The organism is Actinomyces oris, from assembly GCF_001937445.1.
GTDB classification, from domain to species: Bacteria; Actinomycetota; Actinomycetes; order Actinomycetales; family Actinomycetaceae; genus Actinomyces; species Actinomyces acetigenes.
Map to the genome: position 1 here is coordinate 1 of NZ_MSKS01000059.1, position 24,233 is coordinate 24,233.

General features: G+C 69.0%; 24 protein-coding genes and 3 tRNA genes. 7 read left to right on the forward strand and 20 right to left on the reverse strand.

Annotation, left to right across the window (positions count from 1 at the left end; all coding sequences use genetic code 11):
* Window positions 1-366 precede the first annotated feature (366 nt).
* A complete protein-coding gene (locus BKH20_RS12920) occupies window positions 367-918 on the forward strand; it encodes a CPBP family intramembrane glutamic endopeptidase (protein ID WP_075391420.1) in 552 nt (183 codons plus the stop codon).
* Window positions 919-1,007: 89 nt separating this feature from the next.
* On the opposite strand, the gene purE is transcribed toward BKH20_RS12920, so the two are convergent.
* Both purE and BKH20_RS12930 read right to left on the reverse strand, forming a co-directional pair.
* Window positions 1,008-1,562 (reverse strand): 5-(carboxyamino)imidazole ribonucleotide mutase, encoded by a 555-nt coding sequence (purE, locus tag BKH20_RS12925; RefSeq protein WP_075391395.1) that lies wholly within the window; start codon window positions 1,560-1,562, stop codon window positions 1,008-1,010.
* 73 nt (window positions 1,563-1,635) lie between these two features.
* A complete protein-coding gene (locus BKH20_RS12930; protein ID WP_075391396.1) occupies window positions 1,636-2,931 on the reverse strand; it encodes a 5-(carboxyamino)imidazole ribonucleotide synthase in 1,296 nt (431 codons plus the stop codon).
* 66 nt (window positions 2,932-2,997) lie between these two features.
* On the opposite strand from BKH20_RS12930, the gene BKH20_RS12935 reads away from it, so the two are divergent.
* The 3 genes from BKH20_RS12935 (at window position 2,998) to BKH20_RS12945 (ending at window position 5,698) form a co-directional block, all read left to right on the forward strand.
* Entirely contained in the window at window positions 2,998-4,269 is a 1,272-nt protein-coding gene (locus BKH20_RS12935; RefSeq protein ID WP_081381723.1) for a hypothetical protein, read from the forward strand.
* Between the two features lie 40 nt (window positions 4,270-4,309).
* Window positions 4,310-4,873, forward strand: coding sequence for a GtrA family protein (locus tag BKH20_RS12940; RefSeq protein ID WP_070658810.1), 564 nt, complete (start codon window positions 4,310-4,312; stop codon window positions 4,871-4,873).
* A gap of 111 nt (window positions 4,874-4,984) precedes the next feature.
* Window positions 4,985-5,698 carry a VTT domain-containing protein gene (locus BKH20_RS12945; RefSeq protein ID WP_075391397.1) on the forward strand — a complete coding sequence of 238 codons (714 nt, stop codon included), beginning with the start codon at window positions 4,985-4,987 and terminating at the stop codon, window positions 5,696-5,698.
* A gap of 63 nt (window positions 5,699-5,761) precedes the next feature.
* Here BKH20_RS12945 and BKH20_RS12950 read toward each other — a convergent pair whose 3' ends face one another.
* The 4 genes from BKH20_RS12950 to BKH20_RS12965 form a co-directional block, all read right to left on the reverse strand.
* A complete protein-coding gene (locus tag BKH20_RS12950; RefSeq protein WP_075391398.1) occupies window positions 5,762-6,838 on the reverse strand; it encodes a sensor histidine kinase in 1,077 nt (358 codons plus the stop codon).
* Window positions 6,839-6,933: 95 nt separating this feature from the next.
* Complete coding sequence (locus tag BKH20_RS12955; protein ID WP_075391399.1) at window positions 6,934-7,605, reverse strand: response regulator transcription factor; 672 nt, start codon at window positions 7,603-7,605, stop codon at window positions 6,934-6,936.
* Between the two features lie 218 nt (window positions 7,606-7,823).
* Window positions 7,824-8,978 carry an adenylate/guanylate cyclase domain-containing protein gene (locus BKH20_RS12960; protein WP_075391400.1) on the reverse strand — a complete coding sequence of 385 codons (1,155 nt, stop codon included), beginning with the start codon at window positions 8,976-8,978 and terminating at the stop codon, window positions 7,824-7,826.
* A 94-nt stretch (window positions 8,979-9,072) separates the two neighbouring features.
* Window positions 9,073-9,990, reverse strand: a complete 918-nt coding sequence (locus BKH20_RS12965; protein WP_075391401.1) for a biotin--[acetyl-CoA-carboxylase] ligase — start codon at window positions 9,988-9,990, stop codon at window positions 9,073-9,075.
* Window positions 9,991-10,024: 34 nt separating this feature from the next.
* Between BKH20_RS12965 and BKH20_RS12970 the strand changes: the two genes are divergently transcribed.
* Window positions 10,025-10,690: a Maf family protein gene (locus BKH20_RS12970; protein WP_075391402.1), complete on the forward strand. Its 666-nt coding sequence runs from the start codon at window positions 10,025-10,027 to the stop codon at window positions 10,688-10,690.
* A 21-nt stretch (window positions 10,691-10,711) separates the two neighbouring features.
* On the opposite strand, the gene BKH20_RS12975 is transcribed toward BKH20_RS12970, so the two are convergent.
* From BKH20_RS12975 to BKH20_RS13000, 6 genes are all read right to left on the reverse strand, one after another.
* Complete coding sequence (locus BKH20_RS12975; protein ID WP_430793400.1) at window positions 10,712-11,323, reverse strand: MarR family winged helix-turn-helix transcriptional regulator; 612 nt, start codon at window positions 11,321-11,323, stop codon at window positions 10,712-10,714.
* Window positions 11,324-11,887: 564 nt separating this feature from the next.
* Window positions 11,888-12,694 carry a MaoC/PaaZ C-terminal domain-containing protein gene (locus BKH20_RS12980; protein ID WP_075391404.1) on the reverse strand — a complete coding sequence of 269 codons (807 nt, stop codon included), beginning with the start codon at window positions 12,692-12,694 and terminating at the stop codon, window positions 11,888-11,890.
* Window positions 12,695-12,806: 112 nt separating this feature from the next.
* Window positions 12,807-12,977: a 50S ribosomal protein L33 gene (rpmG, locus tag BKH20_RS12985; RefSeq protein ID WP_003779904.1), complete on the reverse strand. Its 171-nt coding sequence runs from the start codon at window positions 12,975-12,977 to the stop codon at window positions 12,807-12,809.
* A gap of 60 nt (window positions 12,978-13,037) precedes the next feature.
* Window positions 13,038-13,111: transfer RNA gene (locus tag BKH20_RS12990), tRNA-Met, on the reverse strand.
* 38 nt (window positions 13,112-13,149) lie between these two features.
* A tRNA-Thr gene (locus tag BKH20_RS12995) sits at window positions 13,150-13,222 on the reverse strand.
* A 109-nt stretch (window positions 13,223-13,331) separates the two neighbouring features.
* Window positions 13,332-13,413 (reverse strand) — tRNA-Tyr (locus BKH20_RS13000).
* A 158-nt stretch (window positions 13,414-13,571) separates the two neighbouring features.
* Between BKH20_RS13000 and BKH20_RS13005 the strand changes: the two genes are divergently transcribed.
* Window positions 13,572-14,069, forward strand: coding sequence for a YajQ family cyclic di-GMP-binding protein (locus tag BKH20_RS13005; RefSeq protein WP_075391405.1), 498 nt, complete (start codon window positions 13,572-13,574; stop codon window positions 14,067-14,069).
* An 18-nt stretch (window positions 14,070-14,087) separates the two neighbouring features.
* Here BKH20_RS13005 and BKH20_RS13010 read toward each other — a convergent pair whose 3' ends face one another.
* The 8 genes from BKH20_RS13010 to BKH20_RS13045 form a co-directional block, all read right to left on the reverse strand.
* Entirely contained in the window at window positions 14,088-14,732 is a 645-nt protein-coding gene (locus tag BKH20_RS13010; RefSeq protein ID WP_075391406.1) for a response regulator, read from the reverse strand.
* Window positions 14,720-15,988, reverse strand: a complete 1,269-nt coding sequence (locus BKH20_RS13015) for a sensor histidine kinase (RefSeq protein WP_075391407.1) — start codon at window positions 15,986-15,988, stop codon at window positions 14,720-14,722. Before BKH20_RS13015 ends, BKH20_RS13010 begins: the two co-directional genes overlap by 13 nt.
* A 95-nt stretch (window positions 15,989-16,083) precedes the next feature.
* Window positions 16,084-17,061, reverse strand: coding sequence for a phosphotransferase family protein (locus BKH20_RS13020; RefSeq protein ID WP_075391408.1), 978 nt, complete (start codon window positions 17,059-17,061; stop codon window positions 16,084-16,086).
* Window positions 17,062-17,065: 4 nt separating this feature from the next.
* Complete coding sequence (htpX, locus tag BKH20_RS13025; RefSeq protein WP_075391409.1) at window positions 17,066-17,935, reverse strand: zinc metalloprotease HtpX; 870 nt, start codon at window positions 17,933-17,935, stop codon at window positions 17,066-17,068.
* 33 nt (window positions 17,936-17,968) lie between these two features.
* Entirely contained in the window at window positions 17,969-18,553 is a 585-nt protein-coding gene (locus BKH20_RS13030; protein WP_075391410.1) for a GNAT family N-acetyltransferase, read from the reverse strand.
* Window positions 18,554-18,556: 3 nt separating this feature from the next.
* On the reverse strand, window positions 18,557-19,672 hold the full coding sequence (gene ald, locus BKH20_RS13035; protein WP_075391411.1) for an alanine dehydrogenase: 1,116 nt from the start codon (window positions 19,670-19,672) through the stop codon (window positions 18,557-18,559).
* 90 nt (window positions 19,673-19,762) lie between these two features.
* Window positions 19,763-21,250: an FAD-dependent oxidoreductase gene (locus BKH20_RS13040; protein ID WP_075391412.1), complete on the reverse strand. Its 1,488-nt coding sequence runs from the start codon at window positions 21,248-21,250 to the stop codon at window positions 19,763-19,765.
* A 209-nt stretch (window positions 21,251-21,459) separates the two neighbouring features.
* Window positions 21,460-22,689 carry a glycoside hydrolase family 32 protein gene (locus tag BKH20_RS13045; protein WP_075391413.1) on the reverse strand — a complete coding sequence of 410 codons (1,230 nt, stop codon included), beginning with the start codon at window positions 22,687-22,689 and terminating at the stop codon, window positions 21,460-21,462.
* 339 nt (window positions 22,690-23,028) lie between these two features.
* Here BKH20_RS13045 and BKH20_RS13050 point away from each other — a divergent pair, with 339 nt between their 5' ends.
* A complete protein-coding gene (locus BKH20_RS13050) occupies window positions 23,029-24,189 on the forward strand; it encodes an extracellular solute-binding protein (protein WP_218638168.1) in 1,161 nt (386 codons plus the stop codon).
* Window positions 24,190-24,233 lie beyond the last annotated feature (44 nt).

Below are 24,233 nucleotides of genomic sequence, written 5' to 3' on the forward strand. Positions count from 1 at the left end.
CCGCCTCCATCAAACCCGGGATGATTCACTACTCTCCGACTGCGTGTACCAGGTGTCGGGCGGGCTGAGTGGGGCTCGGCGGTGGGTTGTGGGGCCTGGGTGTCACGTTTGGCGACTTTTAGGGTGTCCATCGGTTGGCGTGCCCGTGCCTGTAGGGCTCTGGCCTGCGTATACGTGGCCGAGTGCGATGGTCGTCGGCCTGGGGTGTGCCTGAAAAGTCGCCCACAGTGACACCGCACTCGCACGACGAGCCTGGTGGTCTACTCTCCGACTGCGTGCACCAGGGGTGGGGTTAGTGGCCTTAGGCTTCTTCGGCGTCGTCGGTGAGGTAGGTGACGACGCGGACCAGGTCGTAGGGTGGGGTGCGTGGCTGAACTCGTCCTGCTCTGCTTGCCGACCATCGTCTATCTCGTCGTGCAGTCACGCGGGCAGGATCGCAGGTCGCGCTTCAGGGCCGCACTGGCTCGCGCAGGAGTGTCCTGGGGCTCGCCTGCGAGCTACGGCTGGGCGCTGCTCGTACTGCTCCTGCTGACCCCGACGGTGTGGCTCCCTCTTACCCTCATTCCCGCCGACGTGCAGGGGGCGTCCGGGCTGTCCCTCGTTCGACTCACCTCAGTGGGAACGGCCATCGGAATCGCGCTTCGGGCCATCGGCGAGGAGGTCTTCTTTCGTGGGCTGCTCGGCGGAGTGCTCATGAGGCGGCTCGGCTTCAAATGGGGCAACCTCCTCCAAGCCATCATCTTCCTCGCACCACACATGGCCCTGCTGCTGCTCGACGTACGGCTGTGGCCGCTCCTGCCCGCGCAGTTCGCCGCAGGGTGGGTGATGGGATGGCTGCGCCACAAGACCGACACTTTCGTCCCCGGTGCCGTGGTGCATGTCATGGTGAATATCGCGGTTGGGCTCATCACCGCCTGACGGCACCTCAGGACGGATGCGGACACACCACTCCATCCGACCACGCACTGAGACGCTCCAGGGCCCCCAATCGCAGGAACGTCCTCGCCTCAGCCCTGGGCGCGGCGCGCGCGCAGGGCGGCACCCTTGGCGTGGGCGACCTCGCTGAGGTCCGTCTGGAAGGCCCGCATGGCCGCGGCCAGGCGGGCGGCCTCCTGCCCCTGACCGGAGGCGAGGATGCGCACCGCCAGCAGCCCGGCGTTACGGGCCCCGCCAATGGAGACGGTGGCCACCGGGACCCCGGCGGGCATCTGCACGATGGACAGGAGGGAGTCCATGCCGTCGAGGTACTTCAGCGGCACCGGCACCCCGATCACCGGCAGCTCGGTGACGGCCGCCAGCATTCCGGGCAGGTGGGCCGCTCCCCCGGCGCCGGCGATGATGACTCGCAGCCCCCGCTCGGCAGCGGCGCGCCCGTAGTCGATCATCTCGGCGGGCATGCGGTGGGCGGAGACGACGTCGGCCTCATAGGCCACACCGAAGTCATCGAGGACCTCGGCGGCGGCCCCCATGACCGGCCAATCCGAGTCCGAGCCCATGACGATGCCGACCACCGGTCGCCCCGCGTCCTCCGCCCCCACCGTCGTTGCGCTGACCTCGCTCATGAATGTCCTCCTTGTCTTCCCTGTCTTCCGTGTTCTGCTGTGTTCTGCGTGCCGTGGTCTGAATGCGTCCGGCTCAGGCGTCCCCGCGTAGGATGGCGACGGCCCCGCGTGCCTGCTCGACGACGTCGGCGACCTCCTGATCCGGGCCGACCGTCATGGTGACGTGCCCGAGCTTGCGTCCCGCTCGCCACTGCTTGCCGTAGAGGTGGATGCGGGCCTCGGGGTGCGCGGCCATGGCCCGGGCCAGGGCATCGGCCCCCGGCTCGCACCGCCCGCCGATGAGGTTGACCATGACGGTGGTGGGCGCCGTCGCATCAGTGGCCCCCAGCGGCAGGTCGAGAACCGCCCGCAGGTGCTGGGCGAACTGGCTGGTGACGGCCCCGTCCTGGGTCCAGTGACCGGAGTTGTGGGGACGCATCGCCAGCTCGTTGACGTACAGGCGCGTGGGCTCCCCGAAGGCCTCCACGGCGAAGAGCTCGACGGCGAGCACCCCAGTCACCTCGGCGCGCTCGGCGACCGTGCGGCCGATGAGCTCGGCCTCCTCGATGGCGGCCGAGTCGAGACCGGGTGCCGGCGCCAGGACCTCAGCGCACATGCCGTCCTCCTGGACCGTCTGGGCCACCGGCCACACCGACACCTGCCCGCTGGGGGTGCGGGCCAGCAGGACGGCGAGCTCGCGGGTGAAGGGGATCGCCTGCTCCACCAGGAGACTGGTCACCGCCGCCCCGCCGAGGCTGCCTCCCCCGCCGGCCCCACGACCGTCCCCCTGACCCGCTCGGGCGCGGGCTACCGAGGTGATCCACTCGGCCGCCTCGCCCTCGCGCAGCGACTCCGCGCTGCGCACCAGCAGGACCCCGTGGCCGTCGTAGCCTCCACGCGGCGTCTTGAGGACCACGGGCCAGCCGTGCTCGTCGGCGAAGGCCTCAACGGCGTCGGCCATCTGCTCGGCGCCCTCCTGCTGCGGCCCGCCGATCTCCGCCCAGGCGGGCTGCGGGAGCCCGGCCGCGCTCATCATCCGCCGCATGGCGAGCTTGTCGCGCGCCAGGGTCAGGGCCTGCGGGGTGGGCTGGACGCTGACTCCCTCGGACTGGAGCCGCTCCAGGAGGGCCGAGTCCTGGTGCTCGTGCTCGAAGGTGAGGACCGCGGCCCCCTCCCCTGCGAGCCCGTCAGTACCGTCCCCGGCGACGACGGCGCGCACGGCCGCCTCGTCGTCGGCGGCCCCGACGGGGGCGTCCGGGGTCACTTGCCCGGTGGACCCGTCCGCGGCCTCCACCAGTGCCCTGAGGTGAATCCCCAGTGCACTGGCCTCCTCCTGCATCATGCGGGCCAACTGCCCGCCTCCGATCACGGCGACGATGGGTGCGCTCACACCCCAAGGCTACCCGCCCGTCGCTCATCCTCACCGCGCTCGGGTCCAGACCGTAGGGTGGGGGCCGTGACCCCACCCGTCTCAGAGTCCTCCGCGTCCTCCATCGCCTGGCAGGCCCCGCCCTCGCCTCCGACGCACGGCGCCGCCTCGGGGCCGCGCCGCTGGCTCCAGGTCCTGGCGGTCTGGGCAGCGGCAAGCGTCCTGACCTTCGTCATCCTGCGGCTGGGCGCCCAGGACACGCCCGCCACTCCGTGGGCCGGGGCCGCACCGTCCTGGGAGGAGCACCTGCGCTTCTGGGACGCCGGCTGGTACAACCGGATCGTTGAGGAGGGCTACCCGGAGCGCCTGCCCGTGGGCGGCGACGGGCGGGTGACCCAGAACACCTGGGCCTTCATGCCGCTGCTGAGCGCCATGGCCTCCCTGCTGGGCTGGACCGGCTGGTCCTTCTACGTGCGCGCCTCCCTCGTGTCGATCCTGGCCTCGGCGTCGGCGGCGATCGTCATGGACCGCTGGCTTTCACCGCTGACGGGCAGGCGGGCCTCCCTGTGGGCGGTGGCACTGGTCTGGTCCTCGCCGTGCGCCGCGGTTCTCCAGGTCCCCTACGCCGAGTCCCTGGGGCTGGTGCTGGTGGGGCTGACGCTGTGGCTGGCGGGCCGCGGGCGGACACTGGCTGCGATTCCCCTGGCGCTGGTGGCCTGCTTCGCCCGCCCCGTGGGTCTCCCGCTGGGGGCGGCGCTGGGGCTGTGGTGGGCCTGGGAGGTGGCCTGCGCCCGGGGCTGGGTCCCACCCACCTGGTTCTCACGCCTTCTGCCCGGTCACGCCCCTCAGGCGCCGGGCGCGCGCCTGCGGCTGCTGGCGCTGGCCCTGCTCACCTGCTCGGCGGCCCTGAGCTGGCCGGTCATCGCCTGGCTGGTCACGGGCCGGCAGGATGCCTACACCGCCACCGAGACCGCCTGGCGCGGCGCCGACCTGGCGCCCGTCGTGCAGTGGGCGACCCGCCTGGGCGACTGGGTCGGCCCGCACCTGGGACTGGCCCTGCTGGCCGTCGTGCTGGTCGCGGTGGCCCTGCTGCTGAGCGCCCCGAGTCTGCGGGCCCTGGGGCCCGCGGCCTGGTTCTGGTGCCTGGGCTATCTGCTCTACCTCCTGGTCTTCTTCGACCCGACGACGTCGGTGCTGCGCCTCCTGCTGCCGCTGGCCCCGGTGGGCTGGGCACTGGCCGCGGCAGCCGGCACCACCCGCCGACGGCTGGCTCTGCTGGCGGCCTGCGTCGCCGGCCAGCTGCTGTGGGTCTCGTGGGTGTGGGACCTGGGCAGTGTCAGTGTTCACTGGGTTCCGTGAACCGCCCCAGTTTGCGTGACCTGACTGTGATCGGCATAGGATGCCCGCCATGACGCGCTCCTCCAGCAGCTCCTTGGCCCAGAGGCTCATCGCCATCGTCAAGGAGTTCATGCAGTTCGGCATGGTGGGCGCTGCGGCCTACGTGATCGACGTCGGTCTGTTCAACCTGCTTCAGCACGGCCCCACCGGCTTTCTCTCCGGTCACCCCAACTCCGCCCAGCTGCTGGCCTCCTCGACCGCGACCGTCTTCTCGTGGATCGCGAACCGCTACTGGACCTACCGGGGCCGCACCCAGAAGAACGTCGCCCGCGAGGCCACCCTGTTCGTCCTGGCCAACCTGGGTGGCATCGCCATCACGCAGTTCTGCCTGCTCTTCACCCACCACGTCCTGGGGCTGACATCCCCCCTGGCGGACAACGTCGCGGCCTACGTCGTCGGCTTCGGCCTGGGGACGGCATTCCGCTTCGTCTTCTACCACTACGTCGTCTTCACCGGGCACAAGGACCGCTCCCCCGACAACGACGACGACACCGACAGCACCAATCCTCAGGGGCAGGCCGGCAGTGGTGCTGAGCCTGCCGTTTCCGTCTCGGTTCGTCCCTGACTCCTGACAGGACCGGCGCGGTCGGCTGCAGTCACCGGGGTGCCCGATTCCACAGTCCGGAGGGGATCACTCTCACGGCACGGCCGCCGGGGCACCGTTTAGCCTTGCACGGTGACTGCCCTGACCTCCTTGGCACCGGCGCTGAATCTGCCCGCCGTTCTCCCTTCCGTCCACGCACCGATGCTCGGCCCCAAGTGGCTCGACGCCGCCAACCTCATCACGACAATCGTCGAGTGGTTCGGCCCCTGGGCCATCCTCGGCGTCATGCTCGTCATCTTCGCCGAGACCGGCCTTCTCATCGGCTTCTTCCTGCCCGGAGACTCGCTGCTGTTCACCCTGGGTATGTTCGTGGGCACCGGCCACATCGGCGTCCACATCTGGGTGGCGGCCCCCCTCGTGTGGATGGCGGCCGTGGCCGGCAACCAGACCGGCTACCTCATTGGCCGCAAGGCGGGACCCGCGATCTTCAACAAGCCCGACTCGCGCCTGTTCAAGCAGGAGTACGTGGACCGCACCTCGAAGTTCTTCGAGCGTCACGGCGGTAAGGCCGTCACCCTGGCCCAGTTCGTGCCGATCGTGCGCACCTTCACACCCGTCATTGCTGGTGTCGGCAAGATGCACTACCGGCACTTCGTCACCTTCAACGTCGTGGGCGCCACCTTCTGGGCCTTCGGCATCACCTGGCTGGGCTACTTCCTGGGGTCCTTCGACTGGATCCGGGAGAACATCGACACAATGATCCTCGTCATCGTCTTCATCTCGGTGGGGCCGATGCTCGCCTCCGCCATCTCGAAGCTCATCAAGTCCCGCCGTCAGAAGTCCTGACGAGTCCTGAAGCCGCTTCCCTTCCGTCGCCTCGCCGCAGTGCCGGCGATCGGCGGCGAGTAGTCAGAAGCGACGACGCCGGCCCACCGAGACCAGTGCGCCCTGCGGCAGGACGTTGTTGGGGTCCAGGGACTTGGGGACGGCGTTGAGCAGGATGGAGAAGACGGCCGGGCTGCGCTGGGACAGCTCGATCCGGCCGCCGTCGGCCTCGACGAGGTCCTTGGCCAGGGCCAGCCCGACGCCGGTGGAGCCGTAACCGGAGACGTGCCGCTCGAAGACGTGCGGCGCGATGTCCTCGGCCACGCCCTCCCCTTCGTCGGCGATGTCGATGAAGACCGCGTGGCCGCCGTTGGCGCTGCGCACGCTCACCGAGGTCGTCCCGGCCCCGTAACGCAGGGAGTTCTCGATGACGGTGGCCAGCACCTGGGCCAGGGACCCGGGTGTGGCCAGAACCGGGTGGCTGATCTCGTCGGAGAAGGTGATGGTGCGCCCGGCCTGCTCGAAGGCCGGCTCCCACTCCTCGCGCTGCTGAGCGAAGATGTCCTTGAGGTGAAGGGCTTCTGTGGTCCCGCCCCCGGAGCGGCGCGAGACCTTGAGCAGGTCCTCGACGACGCCGTTGAGCCTCTCGACCTGCTCCAGGCAGGCGTGTGCCTCTGCCCGCACCTCCTCCTCGCCGGCGAGCAGCTCGATCTCCTCCAGGCGTAGCGACAGGCTGGTCAGCGGTGTGCGCAGCTGGTGGGAGGCGTCGGAGGCGAACTGCCGCTCAGCGGCGATGCGGCCGGCCACGCGCTCGGCCGAGCGCACGAGCTCGGCCTGGACCAGGTCGATCTCCTCGATCCCCGAGGAGCGTAGCCTCGGGCGGACCTGACCGCTGCCGAGCTGCTCGGCCTCGGCGGCCAGGTAGATGAGCGGGGCCGAGATGCGCCTGGAGACCCGGGAGGCCACGACGGAGGCCGCCGTGAGCGCGGTGGCGGTGAGCACCAGAACCGTGAGGATGACCGTGCCGATGATGGTGACCCGGTTACCGCTTCCGGCGGAGCGCAACGCGCTGACGATCCAGGCGCCCCCCAGCGGCAGCCCCAGCAGGAGGACGGCCACGGACACCGCCGACATCGTCATCGTCATGGCGTAACGCCGCATGGCACGTCCTCCTTCAGCCCCGATCAGCTCTTCGGGGCGGCTTCGGAACCCGGCAGTCCTCCCGGGAGGCCCTCCCGGTCAGTCCGGTCAGTGGATCAGCCGGCGGTCAGGAGGTAACCGTCCCCCTGGGCCAGCAGAAGCGTGGGCCGCTCCTCGTCGTCACCGAGCTTGCGACGCAGCCAGGTCACGTGCATCTGGAGGGTCTGGGGACTGCCGGTGGGGTCCTCGCCCCAGACCTCCTTGAGGATGTCCTCACCGGAGGTGACCTCCCCGCCGGCGCGCACCAGGACTCGGAGCAGCTCGAACTCCCGGGTCGTCAGCTGCAGCTCGCGCGAGCCGACAAAGGCCCGGTGAGCGGCGACGTCGACCCGGATCTCTCCGGCACTGAGCTCATCCTCGGTGGCCTCTCCCGAGGCGCGGCGGACCTGCGCCCGCACGCGAGCCAGCAGCTCGGCCAGGCGGAAGGGCTTGGTGACGTAGTCATCGGCTCCGGCATCCAGACCGACGACGAGGTCGGAGTCCTCACTGCGGGCGGTGAGCATGAGGATCGGGATGGTCAGGCCTTGGGCCCGCACCTGACGGGCCACGTCCAGGCCGTCGATGTCCGGCAGCCCCAGGTCCAGGACGATGATGTCAGCGGCCGAGACCTCCTCGAGGGCGCCTTTGCCGGTGCCATGAGTCAGGACCTCGTAGCCCTCACGTCCAAAGGCTCGGGCGAGGGGTTCGGAGATGGCAGGATCGTCTTCGACGAGCAGAACAGTTGTCACATCCGCGATGTTAGGTGACGACACACCCCCACCGCCATCGTCCCAGAGGCGGAGAAGATACCAAGACGTGACCACGTCCGAGACGGCGGCTCCCCCTCCCGCTCACACCCAGAACACGTTTCGGCGAGGATACCGCGGAAAACCTCGCGTGCGAGAGGTCCCTTCACAAGCCGAACGGACAGAAAATCACGAGATGGTAACGGAACGACGGGTCCGAGTCAGGGCCGTGCCGGCGAGGTCCGTTCCAGAGACCAGGGCACGATCTGACCCAGCCCCTTGGCCACCACCTCATGGCACTGTCCTACCCGGTAGCGCCCCGCCTCGGGCGAGCGGAGGATGGCCATGGCGGTGGACTCGTCCAGGCGGATGCTGCCGGGTTCGGCCGCGTCCACGAGCCGGGAGGCCAGGTTGACGGTGGGGCCGAAGACGTCCCCGGAGCGGGAGATGACCCGTCCCTCGACGAGACTGGCCCGAACCCGAATCGCATCCGGTCCCTTCTGGAGCTCATCGACCAGGGCGATGACGACGTCGGCGGCGATCAGCAGGTCGTCGGAGATGTACATGACGGCATCCCCGATCGTCTTGACCACCCGCGCTCCCCGGGAGGTGATGACGTCCCGGGCGGTGTTCTCGAAGCCCTCAAGCATGTGGGTCAGGGCGGCCTTGCTCATGCCCTGCGCGCGCTGGGTGAAGGAGACGATGTCGACGAATCCCAGGGAGCGGATGAGCGGGTACAGGTCGGGGCCGGTGTCCTCCCTGCCCCGGGTCGACACCTCGGCGTCGGTACGTCCCAGGATGGAGACCATGTGGCGGCGCCACACGTAGGTCAGCTGGCGCGACAGAAGCTCCACGAGGCCATCGATGCGGTCAAGGGCGACCAGCCGCGCGGAGGTGTCATCCAGCCCGAGACGCTCACTGAGGTCCGTCACGAAGGTTTCCAGCTCCCACAGGACCAGGCGGTCCATGGTGTAGGACTGGGCCCTGAGGAGCTCGAGCACGCTGGCTGAGGCCAGGGAGGAGTCACTGGTCTCGTCGAGCAGCGCCATGGTGTCTTCAAGCGCGGCGACATCCTGCTCAGTGAAGTGAACCTCATCGGGTTGGACGTCGGCGAAGCCCATGGCGCGCCAGAACTTCTGCGCCACCTCCACACTGGTTCCGGCCCGTTGAGCCACCTCAGTCAGGGTGAGGCTGGGGACCTCTCCCAGCAGCAGGTACTCGTGTCCCGCCAAGGTGGTCCGCTCCGCATGATCCGCCTCAGCGACGGCCTTACCCTCGACACGAGGGGTGCCCTCGTGAGCCCTCTGCACGGCACCACCTCCGACCCCGTGGGAGTCCGGTACGCGTCCCTCGCTCGCTCGGTTGTCTAATGTCACCCCGCTACCGTAGCGCAGATCACACGCCCATGCCTGTTGAGTGACAGACCGCGCGGTACAGCAACGGGTTCGCAGTTCTCACGGCTCCCGATCTTCAGCTCTCCATACGTACGAGAGTCACATCGCCGGCGCGGACCTCGGTGTCACCGTCCCGGGTACGCAGCATGAGGGCGGGGGTGATATCGGCGGCCAGTCCCCTGATCTCACCGTCAGGAGCCTGGACACTGACCCGCTTCCCCAGGGTGGTCAGCGCCGCGCGCAGCCGGCGCCCGAGCGCACCGCCTGCGGCATCAACGTCCCCACCGGCCTCCTCCCACTGCCTGATGAGCCGGGCCAGCTGGTGACCGATCGCCGCGAGAACGACCTCTGCGGCGTCTGCCGGCGCCGGCCTGTGACCCGCACCGACCGCACCCAGTGTGCGCAGGGAGCCGGCCCATGCCACCGGCAGCTCCTCAGCCGACTGCCCGATGTTGACGCCGATGCCGAGGATGACCATGGGGGCCTCGTCGCGGTCGGCGGGAACCGCGTCGGGCGCGAGCTCGCGGACAGCAGCCCCTTCAGCGGCTTCCGGCGTGACGAGCTCGCTGAGAACGCCGGCGACCTTGCGCGTACCGGCCCAGCCGGGCACTGCGGGCACGGCCGCCGGATCATCGGGCAGGGCGACGACGTCGTTGGGCCACTTGGTCCCCACGCGCCAGGGAAGGTCCTCAACGAGGGGCGCCAGGGCGTCGCGGACGGCCAGGCCACCCAGCAGAGGCAGCCAGCTCAGGCACTCAGCGGGAACGAGGGGCCGCAGCACCACGGAGACCAGGAGAGCACCCCCGTCGTCGGGGGTGACCCAGGCGCGCCCGGACCGCCCTCTACCGGCGGTCTGCCTCAGCGCCCGCAGTGCCGACAGGTGCGGCCAGGACTTGCGCTCAGGCCCCATGAGGGCGGCGCGCAGGTCGTCCTGGGTGGAGCCGGTGACGGGAACGGTGTCGAGACGGGAGAAGGGGCTGCCATCGAGGCTCATGGTTCGAGCCTACCGGCCCGTATAGGCTGGCGGCGTGATTCTCCTGGCCTCGAAGTCATCCGGCCGCCTGGCCACCCTGCGAGCCGCCGGCGTCGAGCCGCTGGTGCGAGTCTCTAGCGTTGATGAGGAGACCGTGCTCGGCGAGCTGATCCGCCGGCGCCGCGACGCCGGGCTGCCTGCCCCGAGCGCCGCCGAGCAGGTTCAGGCCCTGGCTCGGGCCAAGGCGCTCGATGTCATGACCTCCACCGACCCGCAGGAGGCCGAGGTGGTTGTGGGCTGCGACTCCATGCTGGAGATCGCCGGTCAGGTCGTCGGCAAGCCGGCCGACGCCGCCCAGGCCCGTGAGCGCTGGCGGATGATGAGCGGGGGCACCGGCACCCTGCACACGGGTCACTTCCTGGTACGCACTGCGGACGGCACCACCGCCGAGGGGGTCAGCTCGGCCACCATCCGTTTCGGCTCCCCGTCCCCGGCCGAAGTCGAGGCCTACATCGCCAGCGGAGAGCCACTGTGGTGCGCCGGGGCCTTCACCATTGACGGCCTGGGCGGCGCCTTCATCGAGGGGATCGACGGCGACCCCCACGGGGTCGTCGGCATCTCCTTGCCACTGCTACGCCGACTTCTGGCCACCCTGGGGGTGGTCTGGACAGACCTGTGGGCGCCGCCACCGGCGACCAAACCGGTTGACGACGCCCACTGATCGTGCGGGCGCGCAGAAGCCTCAGGAGGCCAATGCCGCCGAGATGCCGGAGGAGTCCGGAGCCTGGGCGATGACCCTCATGAGCTCGGCCATGACGACCTGCTGCTCACGGCTGAGGCGGTCGACGACGTGACGGCGCACGCCGTCAAGGTGCACCGGAGCCGCCTCGCGCAGGAAGTCGAGGCCCTGCTGGGTCAGCGTGCAGTTGACACCGCGGCGGTCGGAGTCGCAGGAGCTGCGCTCGACGTACCCCGCACCCTCCAGGCGCCGGACCGTGTGGGTCAGCCGTGAGCGGGAGTGCGAGACGTGCTCGGCGAGAGTGGACATGCGCAGGGTCTGGTCTGGCGCCTCCGACAGGCGCACCAGAATCTCGTACTCGTGCATGGAGATGCCGCATCCGGCCTCGAGCTCACGGTTGAGGCGGGCGGTGACAGAGGTGGAGGCCGCCAGGAAGGAGCGCCAGGCGTCCATCTCGATCTCATCGAGTCGGCGGAATCCCTCCTGCTCCAGGGAGCTGTTCTGTCCACAGCCCCCGGCCGACCCCGGACCGCGCTCAGGAGATCCCGCAGCCCCGGCCGCCTCCTGGCTGTAGGTGGCCTCGACGGCTTCCTGATCACTCTGAGTCCACGTCATCTCAACGTCCTCGGCATAGGCCGTCGGTTCTGCCATCGTCCGCTCTGCGGTAATCACCTTTATCGACTCCTCTCAGCACCGACCTGTGGCAGGTCGCGAACTCTCAAGCACGAACTTGTTGATCGCCTTTGGCTTTCATACAAGCGCAACTCCACTTCTTTTTTATCACACTCGGTCGGAGTCTCAGCCCTCCCAGCACAGCGATCCGCAACGTCAGACGACCTTGAGATCACAGGGGTTACCCCCACTTTCCGTTGCCGTTGAACAGTTCTGAGAGGGCTACGGCCCCGTAGGAAAACAATTCGGATACTGACTTCATGTCACCTGACATACATCAGTTTGACAATCGAATTACCCATCTTTGTCACGTTATCATCCCCATCGACCGATGATCGGAAGGTGACCGATAATTCATTTCCACGTTCTCATCTCACTTCCTTCGAGACGGTAATGAATCCCCGTCAGAATTCCCTCCAGTAAGCAATCATTATTCCCTCATGAGGCGATAGGAGAATGAACGGCTCCCTCACCACCTTCTGGCGGCGGCCACGAAGGCGGATGGCGTCACCGGCGCCGCAGGACGGGCCGCCGCCCCTGAGTGATGTCTCCGCTGGCGGGGTCGACGGCGAGCGTCGCCCACGGCTCCCCCGCACTGCTCCTGGACTCAGGGACATCGGCAGAACCAATGAATACCAGGTCTGTCTGCCGTAAAGGCGAAGACTGGACGAGTGCGAGACTGATCGCTCCGAGCAGCAGGCCGTGAGCAACGACCTCACCGGAACCGGCCGACAGCCCCGCCTCAGTCGCTCTTCCAGGCAGGAGATGGATGGGGTTCCGGTCTCCGCCGGCCTGCGCCCAGGCGGCCACATCAGTGTCAGCGAGCCGGTAGAACAAGGAGCCGGACGGCGTATCAAACCCGGTCTCTGGGGCCGTGAGTTTCCTCTTCTCGGTGGCGTCCCGCCCAGGCGGCAGGGTACGGCGGGCGAGCTCGTGGACCACCCGCCAGTGCTGCCCCGTCACCGTGAGCTCGACCGTCGCCTGGATGAGCTCCCACCCCGCACGCTCGACCTGTCGGATCGGGACCCCATCGGGCGCGTCCGTTCCCAGAGCCACCTCGTCTCCCGCAGGCCTCACGCTCATCCGGCAACGGCGGTGCACCAGGCCCTCCCAGGCGGTCTCCCCCCGACAGTCCTGTACCCAACCCTGGACCTGGTGCATGGCCTGCACAGCGGGGAGGATCGCCGTCGCTCCGCGCCGGGCCCGGCGGCGAGCCTGACGGCCGGGGCGTCCGGAGGAGGCCGTTGCGAGCACCCCGTCCAGGACCGCTGCGAGCCGCTCAACGACGTCGTCACAGGACCTGGGACCGTTCACCCTCACGATGCTAGGCGCCCGCCCCGAGGAGACGACGAAGCCCCGCCGACATCATGTCGACGGGGCTCGTTCCCCGGTTACGACGGTGGCGACCGGGATCGCTATGCGATGCTCAGCGGGTCTCGCGGTGCTCGGTGTGCTTGCCGCAGCGAGCGCAGAACTTGGCGATGCTGAGACGGTCGGGGGTGTTCCGACGGTTCTTCTTGGTGATGTAGTTGCGCTCCTTGCACTCCGAGCAGGCCAGAGTGATCTTGGGGCGAACGTCGGCGGACTTGCTGGCCACGTTTGTCTCCTCGTGTCGATCCTCGAGCATGCGACGGAGCGCTGTACTCGAAAGCTTGCGTAGCGGGGGAGGGACTCGAACCCTCGACCTCACGATTATGAGTCGTGCGCTCTAACCAGCTGAGCTACCTCGCCATAGGAACACAATGGGGGCCAGTGGCCCCCGCTGTGAGAGCCCCGAAAGGGAATCGAACCCTTGACCTTCTCCTTACCATGGAGACGCTCTGCCGACTGAGCTATCGGGGCAACGAGCCGAATCCTAGGCAGATCCGAATCGCTCTGGCAATTCGTTCCGCCGTGGCTTCGCTCACTGCGGTCCTCGCCGGGCGGCGAGGTGCGATCCAAGTGATCGCCGTGGCGGGTGAGGGATTCGAACCCCCGTAGCATTACGCGGCTGATTTACAGTCAGCTCCCATTGGCCGCTCGGGCAACCCGCCTTGGCTCCGCGCTCCGACCCCTCGGTCATCGCTTGGCGCCGTGGAAGAATAGCAAGGCAGCGGCGCGAAACGCCAATCGCCCCCGTAGGACCCTCCTCACAGAACAACCCACCTAGACTCGGGTCGACTGAGGTCCCCACCCCGGAAAGGACTGCGCCATGGCCAACGACTCCTCCTTCGACGTCGTCTCCCGCCTCGACCGCCAGGAGGTGGACAACGCCGTCAACCAGTGCGCCAAGGAAATCTCCCAGCGCTACGACTTCCGTGGCGTTGACGCCTCCGTGAGCCTGTCGGGCGACACCATCACCCTGGAGGCCAACACGGCCGAGCGGGTCCTGGCGATCCTGGACGTCCTGGAGTCCAAGCTCTTCCGCCGCGGCGTCTCCCTCAAGGCCCTGGACCTGGGGGACAAGGAGCCGCGCCCCTCGGGCAAGATCTACCGCCTGGCCTGCCCGCTGCGTGAGGGACTCACCCAGGAGGTGGCCAAGAGGATCACCAAGGCGATCCGTGACGAGGGCCCCAAGAGCGTCAAGGCCACGATCCAGGGCGACGAGGTGCGCGTGACCTCCAAGTCCCGCGACGACCTCCAGAGCGTCATCGCCCTGCTGAAGAGCCTCGACGTCGACGCCGCCCTCCAGTTCGTCAATTACCGCTGAGGCCGCCCGCCCCGGCGACTAGGCCGACAGCAGTGTCAGGACGGCCTTGACGCGGCGGTGGACGGCAGCGTCGGGCAGCAGGCCGAGCTTGGCAAAGATCCGCTGGGTGTGCTTCTCCACGGCCCCCTCGGTGACCACCATGATCTTGGCAATGCCGGCGTTGGTGTGGCCCTCGGCCATGAGGGCCAGGACCTCCCGCTCGCGGGGCGTGAGCTCGGTGAGCGGGTCATCGCGCCGGCCTCGCTGGAGGACCTGGGAGACGACGTCGGGGTCCAGGACGAGCTCGCCGCGCGCCACCCGCTCGACCGCGCTGAGGAAGGCGTCGATGTCGCCGACCCGGTCCTTGAGGAGGTAACCCAGGGCGCCGCCGCCATCGGCCAGGAGCTCGGGCAGGTAGCCGGCGACGACGTACTGGCTCAGCAGCAGGATGGGAGCCTCCGGCCACTGGGCGCGGATGCGGGTGGTGGCCCGCAGTCCCTCGTCGGTGTGGGAGGGCGGCATGCGGATGTCGGCGACGACGACGTCGGGCCGCAGCCGCAGGGCCTCGCTCACGAGGGCCTCTCCGTCCCCCACTCCCCCGACGACCTCGTGGCCGCCGTCGGCCAGGATGAGTGCCAGCCCCTCGCGCAGGAGGACGGAGTCATCAGCGATTAGAACGCGCACGGGATTCTCGCCTCCAGTGTGGTCGGTCCGCCGGCCGGGGACGTGATGAAGAGCCTACCGTCGACCCCGTTGAGGCGCTCGACCAGGCCGGCCAGGCCGTGTCCCTTGGCGGTCGAGGCCCCACCGATGCCGTTGTCACTGATCCTCACGAGCAGGGCGCCGTCGACGACGCGGGCATCGACGCCGGCGGCTGTGGCCCCGGAGTGCTTGTTGAGGTTGGCCAGCGCCTCGCTGACCACGAAGTAGGCGGCCTGGGAGACGTGGTCGGGCAGGTCGGGCAGCTCAGTGCTCACGGTGACGGGGACGGAGGAGCGGGTGGCGGCCTCGGTGATGGCGGCCGCCAGGCCGCGGTCGATGAGGGCGGGTGGGGCGATACCGCGGGAGAGCTGACGCAGCTCGTCGAGAGTCTGCTGGGTCTGCTCCATGGCGCCCTGGATGATGGCCGACGCGGCCGCCGGGTCCTTCTCGGCCTGCCGGTGGGCACGGGCCAGGTCCATGCGCAGGCGCACGAGGCGCTGCTGGGGACCGTCGTGGATGTCTCGCTCCAGGCGGCGGCGGGTGTCAGCCTCGGCACGCTGGACGGCGGCCCGGGAGGTCTGGAGGCGGCTGACCTCGCTGCGCCAGGAGAGCATGGCGCGGGTGAGACCTGTCTGCATGGCGGCCAGGCCCCGCAGGACGGCGGGGGCGGTCAGGGAGAAGACGATGCCGCAGGTGAGGTTGAAACCGATGTCCCAGAGCAGCTCCGGCTGCAGGCCCAGTAGATGAGCCAGCCCCTGGCGCTGCTCTCCGATGGTCGGGTCGAGGACCAGGTCAAGAATGATATCGGCGATGGGGGCGAGGAGACCTGCCACGGCCAGGGCCAGCCACACGACGCTGATGATCCAGGTGATGAGGAAGACCGGGAAGTAGATGACGGCCCACAGCAGGTCCATCCAGCGCTGGGGGTCGCGCAAGCGCCGGAAGAGCCGACGGCGCGCGGAGGCTCCCGGCTCGGGCTCGAGGTAGCCGCCGGGTACCGGCTCGCGCCCGTCCACGCGCGCCACGGCGAGGCGGGCGAAGTTGGCGAAGCCCCCGGCGATGCTCAGGTCGATGATGAGCAGCAGCAGCCCCACCCAGATGATGGTGGTGATCACACCGAGGGCGGTCAGTGGTACAAGCAGGTAGAAGGCGAGCAGGCTCAGTGGCCCGCTGAGGAGGAGGAAGGCGGCGTCCCTGCCGAGCTGGCGGTAGCGCGCGGCCCATGCTGATCGGTTCATGCCTCATATCCTCCTCAGGGCCGGAATCACGCCCAATCCTGCCACCTGGCGGAGCCGTGGTGGGGCTAGCCCGACACTGACTTGCAGCGGGCGGCTCAGTCACCGAGTCGGGCGGTCAGGTTGCGGGCGAGCTCGTCGGCCCATCTGCCGTAGCGGGCTTCGCCGGGGCGGCTGAGGCAGTACAGGAGGTTGCCCAGGCGGTCGAGGAGCTCGTAGGCGTCGCGGCGCTCCAGCAGCCGTTGCGGGTCGGTGGCACCGGTGTCCTGCGCGAGCCGCGAGCGCCGCGCGTACTCAGTGACGAAGGCGGTGACGTCGTCGGGTGTCATGGGCAGGTACCAGGGCCCGCCGGTCACCCGGCCCCCGATGAGGGCCAGGTCCTTGGCGGTGTCGCCGGGCCCGGACCACTCGAAGTCGATGAGTCGTGGCAGGCCGTCGGGGCCGAGGATGACATTGGGGGCGACGGCGTCGCCGTGGATGAGCCGAGGGGTGGGGACTGCCTCGAAGGCCGGGGCGAGGCGGTCGAGCTCACGGCGCCAGGCGGGCAGGAGCGCGCGGACGCGGGGGTCGGTGAGGGTCTGCGGGTGGTGCCCTCCCCACCAGGTCAGCAGTTCCTCCCCCTGTTCGTCGGCGCTCGGCACGAAGGCGACCGACGGCGCGGGACCGGTGGCGAGGGCATCGTGCAGGCGGGCGATCTGGTGTGCGAGGGCGGTTGCGAGCCGTGGGTTCCAGTCGGTGGCGCGCAGGGCCCGGCCGGGGACGTGGGTGGTCACCATGTAGGGGGTGCCGAGCGGGTTGTCGCTGCCGGTCTCCAGGGCGACGGCGCTGGTTCCCAGCTCGGGCGGGACGCGTCTGAGGGCCTCGAACTCGGTCTCCAGGGGGCGGGGCATGTCATGGGGCAGGTGCCGCGGAAGGCGCAGGACCCGGGTCTGCTCCCCGGAGCCGATTCGCCAGGCGGTGTAGCTCTCGCCAGCCCCCAGCCGCTCGACCGGTCCGGGTTTCACGCCGCGCAGCTCACCGGCGTCGACGGCGGCCCTGATGCGTGGGGCGATGTCGTCGTCGTTGGCCGGGGGCATCCCGTCAGTACCCGGCCATCTGCTCGAGGCGGGCGATGCGCTTGTCCATGGGCGGGTGGGTGGAGAACAGGTTGCGCAGACTCCCGAAGGGGTTGGCGATCATCATGGAGGAGACCGGTTCGAGGCGCGGGTCCTGTCCCATGGGCACGCGTGAGATGCCCGACTCGAGCTTGCTAAGCGCGCTGGCCAGGGCGAGCGGGTCCTGGGTGAGCTCGGCGCCGTCGTGGTCGGCGTCGTACTCGCGGGTCCGGGAGATGGCGAACTGGGTGATGGCGGCGGCCAGGGGCGCCAGGAGGGAGAGCAGCAGGACGGCGACGATGTTGCCGCCGTCCCGGTCGCGCCGGTTGCCGCCGCCGAACCACAGGGCCATGGTGGCCAGCGAGGAGATGACGCCGGCGATGCCCGCGGCCACCGAGGAGGTGAGAATGTCGCGGTTGTAGACGTGGGAGAGCTCGTGGCCCAGGACGCCGCGCAGCTCGCGCTCGTTGAGGAGCTGGAGGATGCCCTGAGTGCAGCACACGGCGGCGTGCGAGGGGCTGCGGCCGGTGGCGAAGGCGTTGGGGCTCATCGTGGGGGCCACGTAGAGGCGCGGCATGGGCTGACCGGCGGCGGCGGAGAGCTCATGCACAATGGCGTACATCTGGGGCTGCTGGGCCTCGGTGACCTCGATGGCGCCCATGGAGCGCACCGCGATCTTGTCGGAGTTCCAGAAGCCGTAGGCGGTCTGCACCAGACCGATGACCGGCGCGATGACCAGCCAGATGGCAGAGCCGGTCCCCCGGGCCAGCGCGTAGCCGAGCAGGAGAAGCAGGCTCCACATGCCGCCCAGGAGGACGGCGGTCTTGAGACCGTTGTAGTGGTGGGTCCTTGTCATGGGTGGAGACTATGGGATGAACCTGTGTCCGACCTATGTCTGCTGGCGCGGGACCACTCGCGCGGTGATGAGGCCGCAGTCCAGGCAGTGCAGGGCATCGCGGAAGTCGTCGGGGTCGAAGGTGGTTCCCGGCGCCTCACGCGCGAGGGTCCAGTACTCCCCCGTCGAGTCCTGGACCGCGTACCCGGTGTCGCGGAAGCCGGAGCGCTCGTAGAACGAGAGCCGACGGCGTCGCTGCTCAGCGTTGTCGGCCTCGGCGATGACGGGCTCGATGTCCAGGACGATGGTGCAGCCGGGGTGACGACGCTCGAGCTCGGCCAGAAGGCGAGTGCCCAGGCCCCGGCCGCGGGCGGCGTCGTCGACGGCGAGGTAGAAGAGGTAGAGCAGGCGGGAGCCGGGGCGGCGCACGGTCCAGGTCAGGGCGACGGGGTCCGGCGAGGCCGCGTGGGCGGGGCCTGCGGGCTGGTCCCACCAGGCGACGAGGTCGACGCCGCGCCGCAGGCTGAGCACGTGGATGAGCGCCCAGGGAAGGCGCTCATCCTCGGGGAAGGCCCGCAGGTAGAGGTCGTGCGCCCAGCGGTCGGTTCTGCTGGCGAAGCGGATGCGACGGGTTCTCATCGCTCAGCTCAGCAGGTCGGCGACGTCGGCCGCCGGGAGGTCCAGGGCCTGGCCGACCCCGGCGGTGTAGAGCGACCCGGCATGGGTGCTCAGGCCGCGGGCGAGGTCGGGGCGCGCCGCGATGGCGCCGCGCCAGCCCTCATCGGCCAGGGCCAGGGCGTAGGGCAGGGTCGCGTTGGTCAGCGCGTAGGTGGAGGTGTGCGGGACGGCTCCGGGCATGTTGGCCACGCAGTAGAAGATCTTGCCGTCCACCTCGAAGGTGGGCTCGGAGTGGGTGGTGGGGTGGGAGTCCTCGAAGCAGCCTCCCTGGTCGATGGCGATGTCGACCAGCACGCTGCCGGCCCGCATGGTCTCCACCATGGCCCGCGTGACGAGGTTCGGGGTGCGGGCCCCGGGCACGAGGACGGCGCCAATGACCAGGTCCGCCCCGGCGCAGGCCTGGGCCACGTCGAGCTCGGTGGAGAAGCGGGTGCGGATGGTCCCGCCGTCGAGCTCCTCGATCCGGCGCATGCGCAGCGGGTCGACGTCGAAGACGGTGACGTCCGCGCCCATGCCGGCGGCGACCCGCGCGGCGCTCAGGCCGGCGGTGCCTCCACCCAGGACGACGACGCTTCCGCGCCGTACTCCGGCGGCGCCGCCCAGCAGGACGCCGGCCCCGCCGTGGGGGCGCAGCAGGGCCTCCGCGCCGACCTGGGCGGCCAGGCGGCCGGCGATCTCCGACATGGGCGCCAGGAGGGGCAGGGCGCCGGTGTCGGTCTCGACGGTCTCGTAGGCGATGGAGGTGACCCGCTTGGCGAGCAGCTCCTCGGTCAGGGCCCGGTCGGCGGCCAGGTGCAGGTAGGTGAACAGCAGCAGGTCCGGGCGCAGGAAGGGGTACTCCTGGGCAATCGGCTCCTTGACCTTGAGGACGAGCTCGGAGTCGGCCCACAGGCCGGGGACGTCGTCGGTCATGACGGCGCCGGCGGCGGTGTAGTCGGCGTCGGGGATGGAGGCCCCCTCGCCGGCGCCCGCCTGGATGGTCACGGTGTGCCCGCGCCGGGTGAGCGCGTGCACGCCGGCCGGCGTGATGGCGACGCGGAACTCGTTGTCCTTGATCTCGGTGGGAACGCCGATTCGCATGGTTCTGCCTTCGAGGTGGTTGTCAGGGGGTGGTGTGGCGCGTGTGGGTCGGGGCCGACGGCGGAGCCAGACAGCCCCGACCCAGTCGGCTCAGTCGGCCAGACGGTGGGCGACGCGCTCGGGGACGCGGCCCGCCTCGGGCTGGCCGATGAGGTCCTCGGGAACCTCGGTGGAGCGGGAGATCGCGGTCATGGCGTCGCGGGAGACGACCTTGACGCGCTCGCGCGGCTTGGACTCCCCTCCGGTGACGACGACCTCGCCGTAGCCCTCGCCGAGCTCACGCTCGTAGGCGTCCAGCAGCTCCCAGCCTTCCCAGTTGGTGAAGGGGATGCCGCGGGACTCCAGCAAGGCGATGATGGCGTCGTGGCCGACCTGGGCCTCGTCGCTGGTCTCGGCGTGCAGCAGGCCGGCGTTGGCGTCGGCCACGAGGTTGGTGATCGTCTCCTGCGCGTCGGACTTGGTGGAGCCGATGAGGCCCACCGGGCCGCGACGGATCCAGCCGGTGGCGTACAGGCCGGTCAGGGGCTTGCCGTCCTCGCCGAGGACACGGCCGCCCTCGTTGGGGACGACGTGCCGCTCGGTGTCGAAGGGCAGGCCCTCGATGGCGCTGGAGGCGTACCCGACGGCGCGGTAGACGGCCTGGACGGGCCAGTCGCGGTACTCGCCGGTGCCGGTGACGTTGCCGTCGCCGGTCAGGCGGGTGCGCTCGGTGCGCAGGCCGACGACGTGACCGTCGTCGTCGGTGAGGACCTCGTGGGGGGCGGAGAAGAGGTGGATGTGGATGCGGTGGGAGGCGGTGAGGTCCTCCGGCTCCTGCATCGCGTACCCCTCCAGGGCCTTGACGACCTGGCGTTGCTGGTTGGAGGAGGCCAGCGCCGCCTGCGAACCCTCGTCGTACTCGAAGTCCTCCTCGTCGACGATGACGTCGACGTCGGGCTGCTTTCCGAGCTCGCGCAGCTCCAGCGGGGTGAACTTCACCTGGGCTGGGCCGCGGCGGCCAAAGACGTGCACGTCGGTGACCGGGGACTGCTGGAGGGTGGCGGCCACGTTCGCGGGGATCTCGGTGGTCATGAGGTCGTCGGCGTGCTTGGCCAGGATGCGGGCAATGTCCAAGGCGACATTGCCGACGCCGATGACGGCGACCTCCTTGGCGCTCAGGTCCCAGGTGCGCGGGTGGTCGGGGTGCCCGTCATACCAGGAGACGAAGTCGGCGCCGCCGTAGCACTCGGGGGCGTCGACGCCGGGGATGTCAAGGGGGGCGTCGGTGTCGGCTCCGGTGGAGAAGATGATGGCGTCATAGTGCTCGTGGAGCTCGGCCACCGAGATGTCACGGCCGACCTCGACGTTGCCGATGAGCCGGATGTCCCCGCGCTGGAGGATCTTGTAGAGGGCCACGATGATCTGCTTGATGCGCGGGTGGTCGGGGGCGACGCCGTAGCGCACCAGCCCGTAGGGCGCAGGAAGCCGCTCGAACAGGTCGATACAGACCTCCATGCCCGACTTCGAGAGGATGTCCGAGGCGTAGATGCCTGCGGGGCCTGCTCCGACGACGGCGACATTGAGAGGACGTGCGTTCACTGTTCTTCGTTCCTGTTTCAGGGGACGTGGACGTGGCACCCGCGTTCCCACTGCCGGGAGAACCGGTTGATCCGGTCCGGGGCGACGGCGATGACGGCGGGCTACCGCGGCACAGTCTATGGAGGAAGGTGGGGGTTCCCCCAGGGCACGGGCAATATCTCCGCTTTGAGCCGCGTCACGTCGGGGAGGGGCGGCGAGGGGCGATGGGCTCAAAGCACGACGATGGGCGCCGGGTCCATGAGCTGGACGTCGAGGTCCGCGCCCGCGGCGATGGCGAATCCGCACGTACCGCAGCACAGCTCGACAACAGGGCCGTCAGCGACGAGCGTGACGGTCGCGTCGGAGGGCACAGGCAGGGTGGTGACAGAAGCGTCGCCCTCCCGTCGGACCTGGATGCCCGATAAAGTACGGTGAAGCACCGTCGCCTCACTGGATCCATCGCCAACGCGCAAGTCACCATCTGAGGGGTGCCACTGTGTGAGCAGCGACGTTCCCTCGCTCCCGTCCCGCGCCCCCACCACGGCATCTACCTCGGGATGGACGCGCATGACCAACTCACCATCGACCATCGACAGGCAGTAGGCGACGCTGTGCGCCCCGGCCCAGCCGGCCTGCACGTCGAGTGCGCCGCGCATCCAGAAGACCAGGCACGGTCGACCCTGGCGGTCGCGGAAAAAAGACGGGGCATAGTAACTCTCACCATAGGTCAGCCGACGCCATGTGTCGGGGCGGAAGCGGCCGTCCTCCCACCTGCCGGTGGCATATACCACGTAGTGGAGGACATCAGCGTCCCACACCGACGTCACCATGACATCCTGACCATTCACCGTGAACAGCTGCGGACACTCCCACAGGGTCCCAGTCCACACCGGCTCCGTCTGTGCACTCGACCGAGAAGCAGCAATGCCGTCATAGGTCCACGCGTGGCCATCCGATGAGGAGAACGAGGCCGCGGCCGCGGTCCCGTCGCTCAGTGCCGCGCCGATAAGCATGCGCCAGCAGTCGGTATCCCGGAAGACGAAGGGGTCTCGGAACGCGATCGCATCGAGTTCAGGCGGCAGCTCAACAACGACGTCCTCCTTGGCCCAATGCCCCCACTCAGGGTCCAAGGGACGTGCGACGCGAACACGACCGACACCGAAATCCGGCACATGGACCGAGGTGTAGTAGGCGCGCGCCCCCAGATCCTCGTCACGGACGACCGAACCCGACCACACGCCAGCGTCGCCGTCACCGGGCTCGAGGGCGATCGGCTGCTCGTGCCAGTGGACGAGATCATCGCTGACGGCGTGGCCCCACCTACAGGCGGGCGTCCAGACCATGCTGTCTGGCACGTACTGGAAGAAGAGGTGATACCGACCGTTGACGATGCTCAGTCCGTGAGGGTCGTTGATCCAGCCGGATGTCGCAGTGAAGTGGATGCGTGGGCGCGAGGTCATGGTCATCTTCCTTGATGCGGTAGGGCAAGCGCGTTGACGCTGGTTCCCAGTATGGGTGTTGACATGACGTTTTGGCAAAACGTATTGTCATACCCGAGGGGTCGTCCAGACGTCCCTTTCCCCACTCCCCACCTGCAGAGTCGCAAGAAGATCGGAGGCGAAGTAACGATGCTTCGCAACAGCCCCTTATGCCCCTCGACCGGAGGATCCTCACCGAGCACACCCATCACCAGGCGGACCGTCCTGACAGGAGGCCTGGGTCTCGCCACTGCGGCCACTCTGGCCGCGTGCGGAGTCGGAGGAAGGAGTTCCTCCTCTAACAGCAAGTCCCTCACCGTCTTGGTTGAGGCCGGAGGGCACGGACAGCTTCAGCCTGTCGCCGACCAGTTCCAGAAGGACACTGCTACCACAATCTCCTTCGTCGAACTGCCCTACGACGGTCTCTACAACCGTCTAACCAGCGAGCTCAAGGGCAATGCCGTGTCCTTCGACGTCGCCGCACTCGACGCTACCTGGCTACCCGCGTTCCGCAGTGCCCTCGTTCCGCTGGACGACCTGTTCACCGACTCGGTCAAGAGCGACCTCTTCCCCTCGCTCGTCAAGGAGGCGGCGCCCGATGGGACGTTCGTCGGCATGCCCGTGTGGACCAACACGGAGATCCTCTACTACCGCATTGACCTGCTGGAGGACCCGGTGCACCGGACTGCCTTCACACAGACCTACGGCTACGACCTCGTCCCGCCGACAACGTGGCAGCAGTATCACGACGTCGCTGAGTACTTCAGTAAAGCGATGGGGGGCAGCCCATACGGGACGGACGTCAAAGGTGGCGTGGAGACCGAGTGGCTCGCAGCGCTGGCCCAGACCGGCGCGAAGGGACTGGTAGTCGACCCTGACGGCACCGTGTCCCTGGGTAACAGCAACAGCCTTGCTGCGCTGGACTTCTACACGAGTCTCCTGCCTTATGCGCCCTCCGGCGCCGCCCAGCTCGACTGGGCCGGAGCCCAGAATCTCTTCAACCAGGGCCAGCTTGCCCTCATGCGTTTCTGGGCGCATGCCTACCGGCAGGTACCTGAGGACGCTCCTGTCGCCGGGCACGTCGGCGTGGCGCCAATGATCGCCGGAGACGCAGGCCCGGCGGGCGTTCCCGGAGCGTGGTATCTCTCGATCGCCAAAGGAAGCAACAAGCAGGACAAGGCACGCGAGTTCCTCCAGTATGCGTACGACCACAACGAGCTGAGTGTCGATACCAACCTGGGTCTGGCTTCACGCATCTCAGTCCTCGAGGCACGTAAGAACGACAAGGGGTTCGAGCACTTCGCGCCCCTGCTTGAGACCCTCAACGCACCGGCCACCTTGCCGCGTCCGGCGCTGCCACAGTGGCAGGAGATCGTCGACACGGCCCTCGTCCCGATGCTCCAAAAGGCGATGGAGCCCGGCGCGGACAACGCCGCCCTCCTGAACAAGGCGAGGAAGGAGGTTGAGAACATTGTCGGCTGACGCCTCGGAACCGACGCGCTGTACGACAGCCCGCCCGGCGCGTT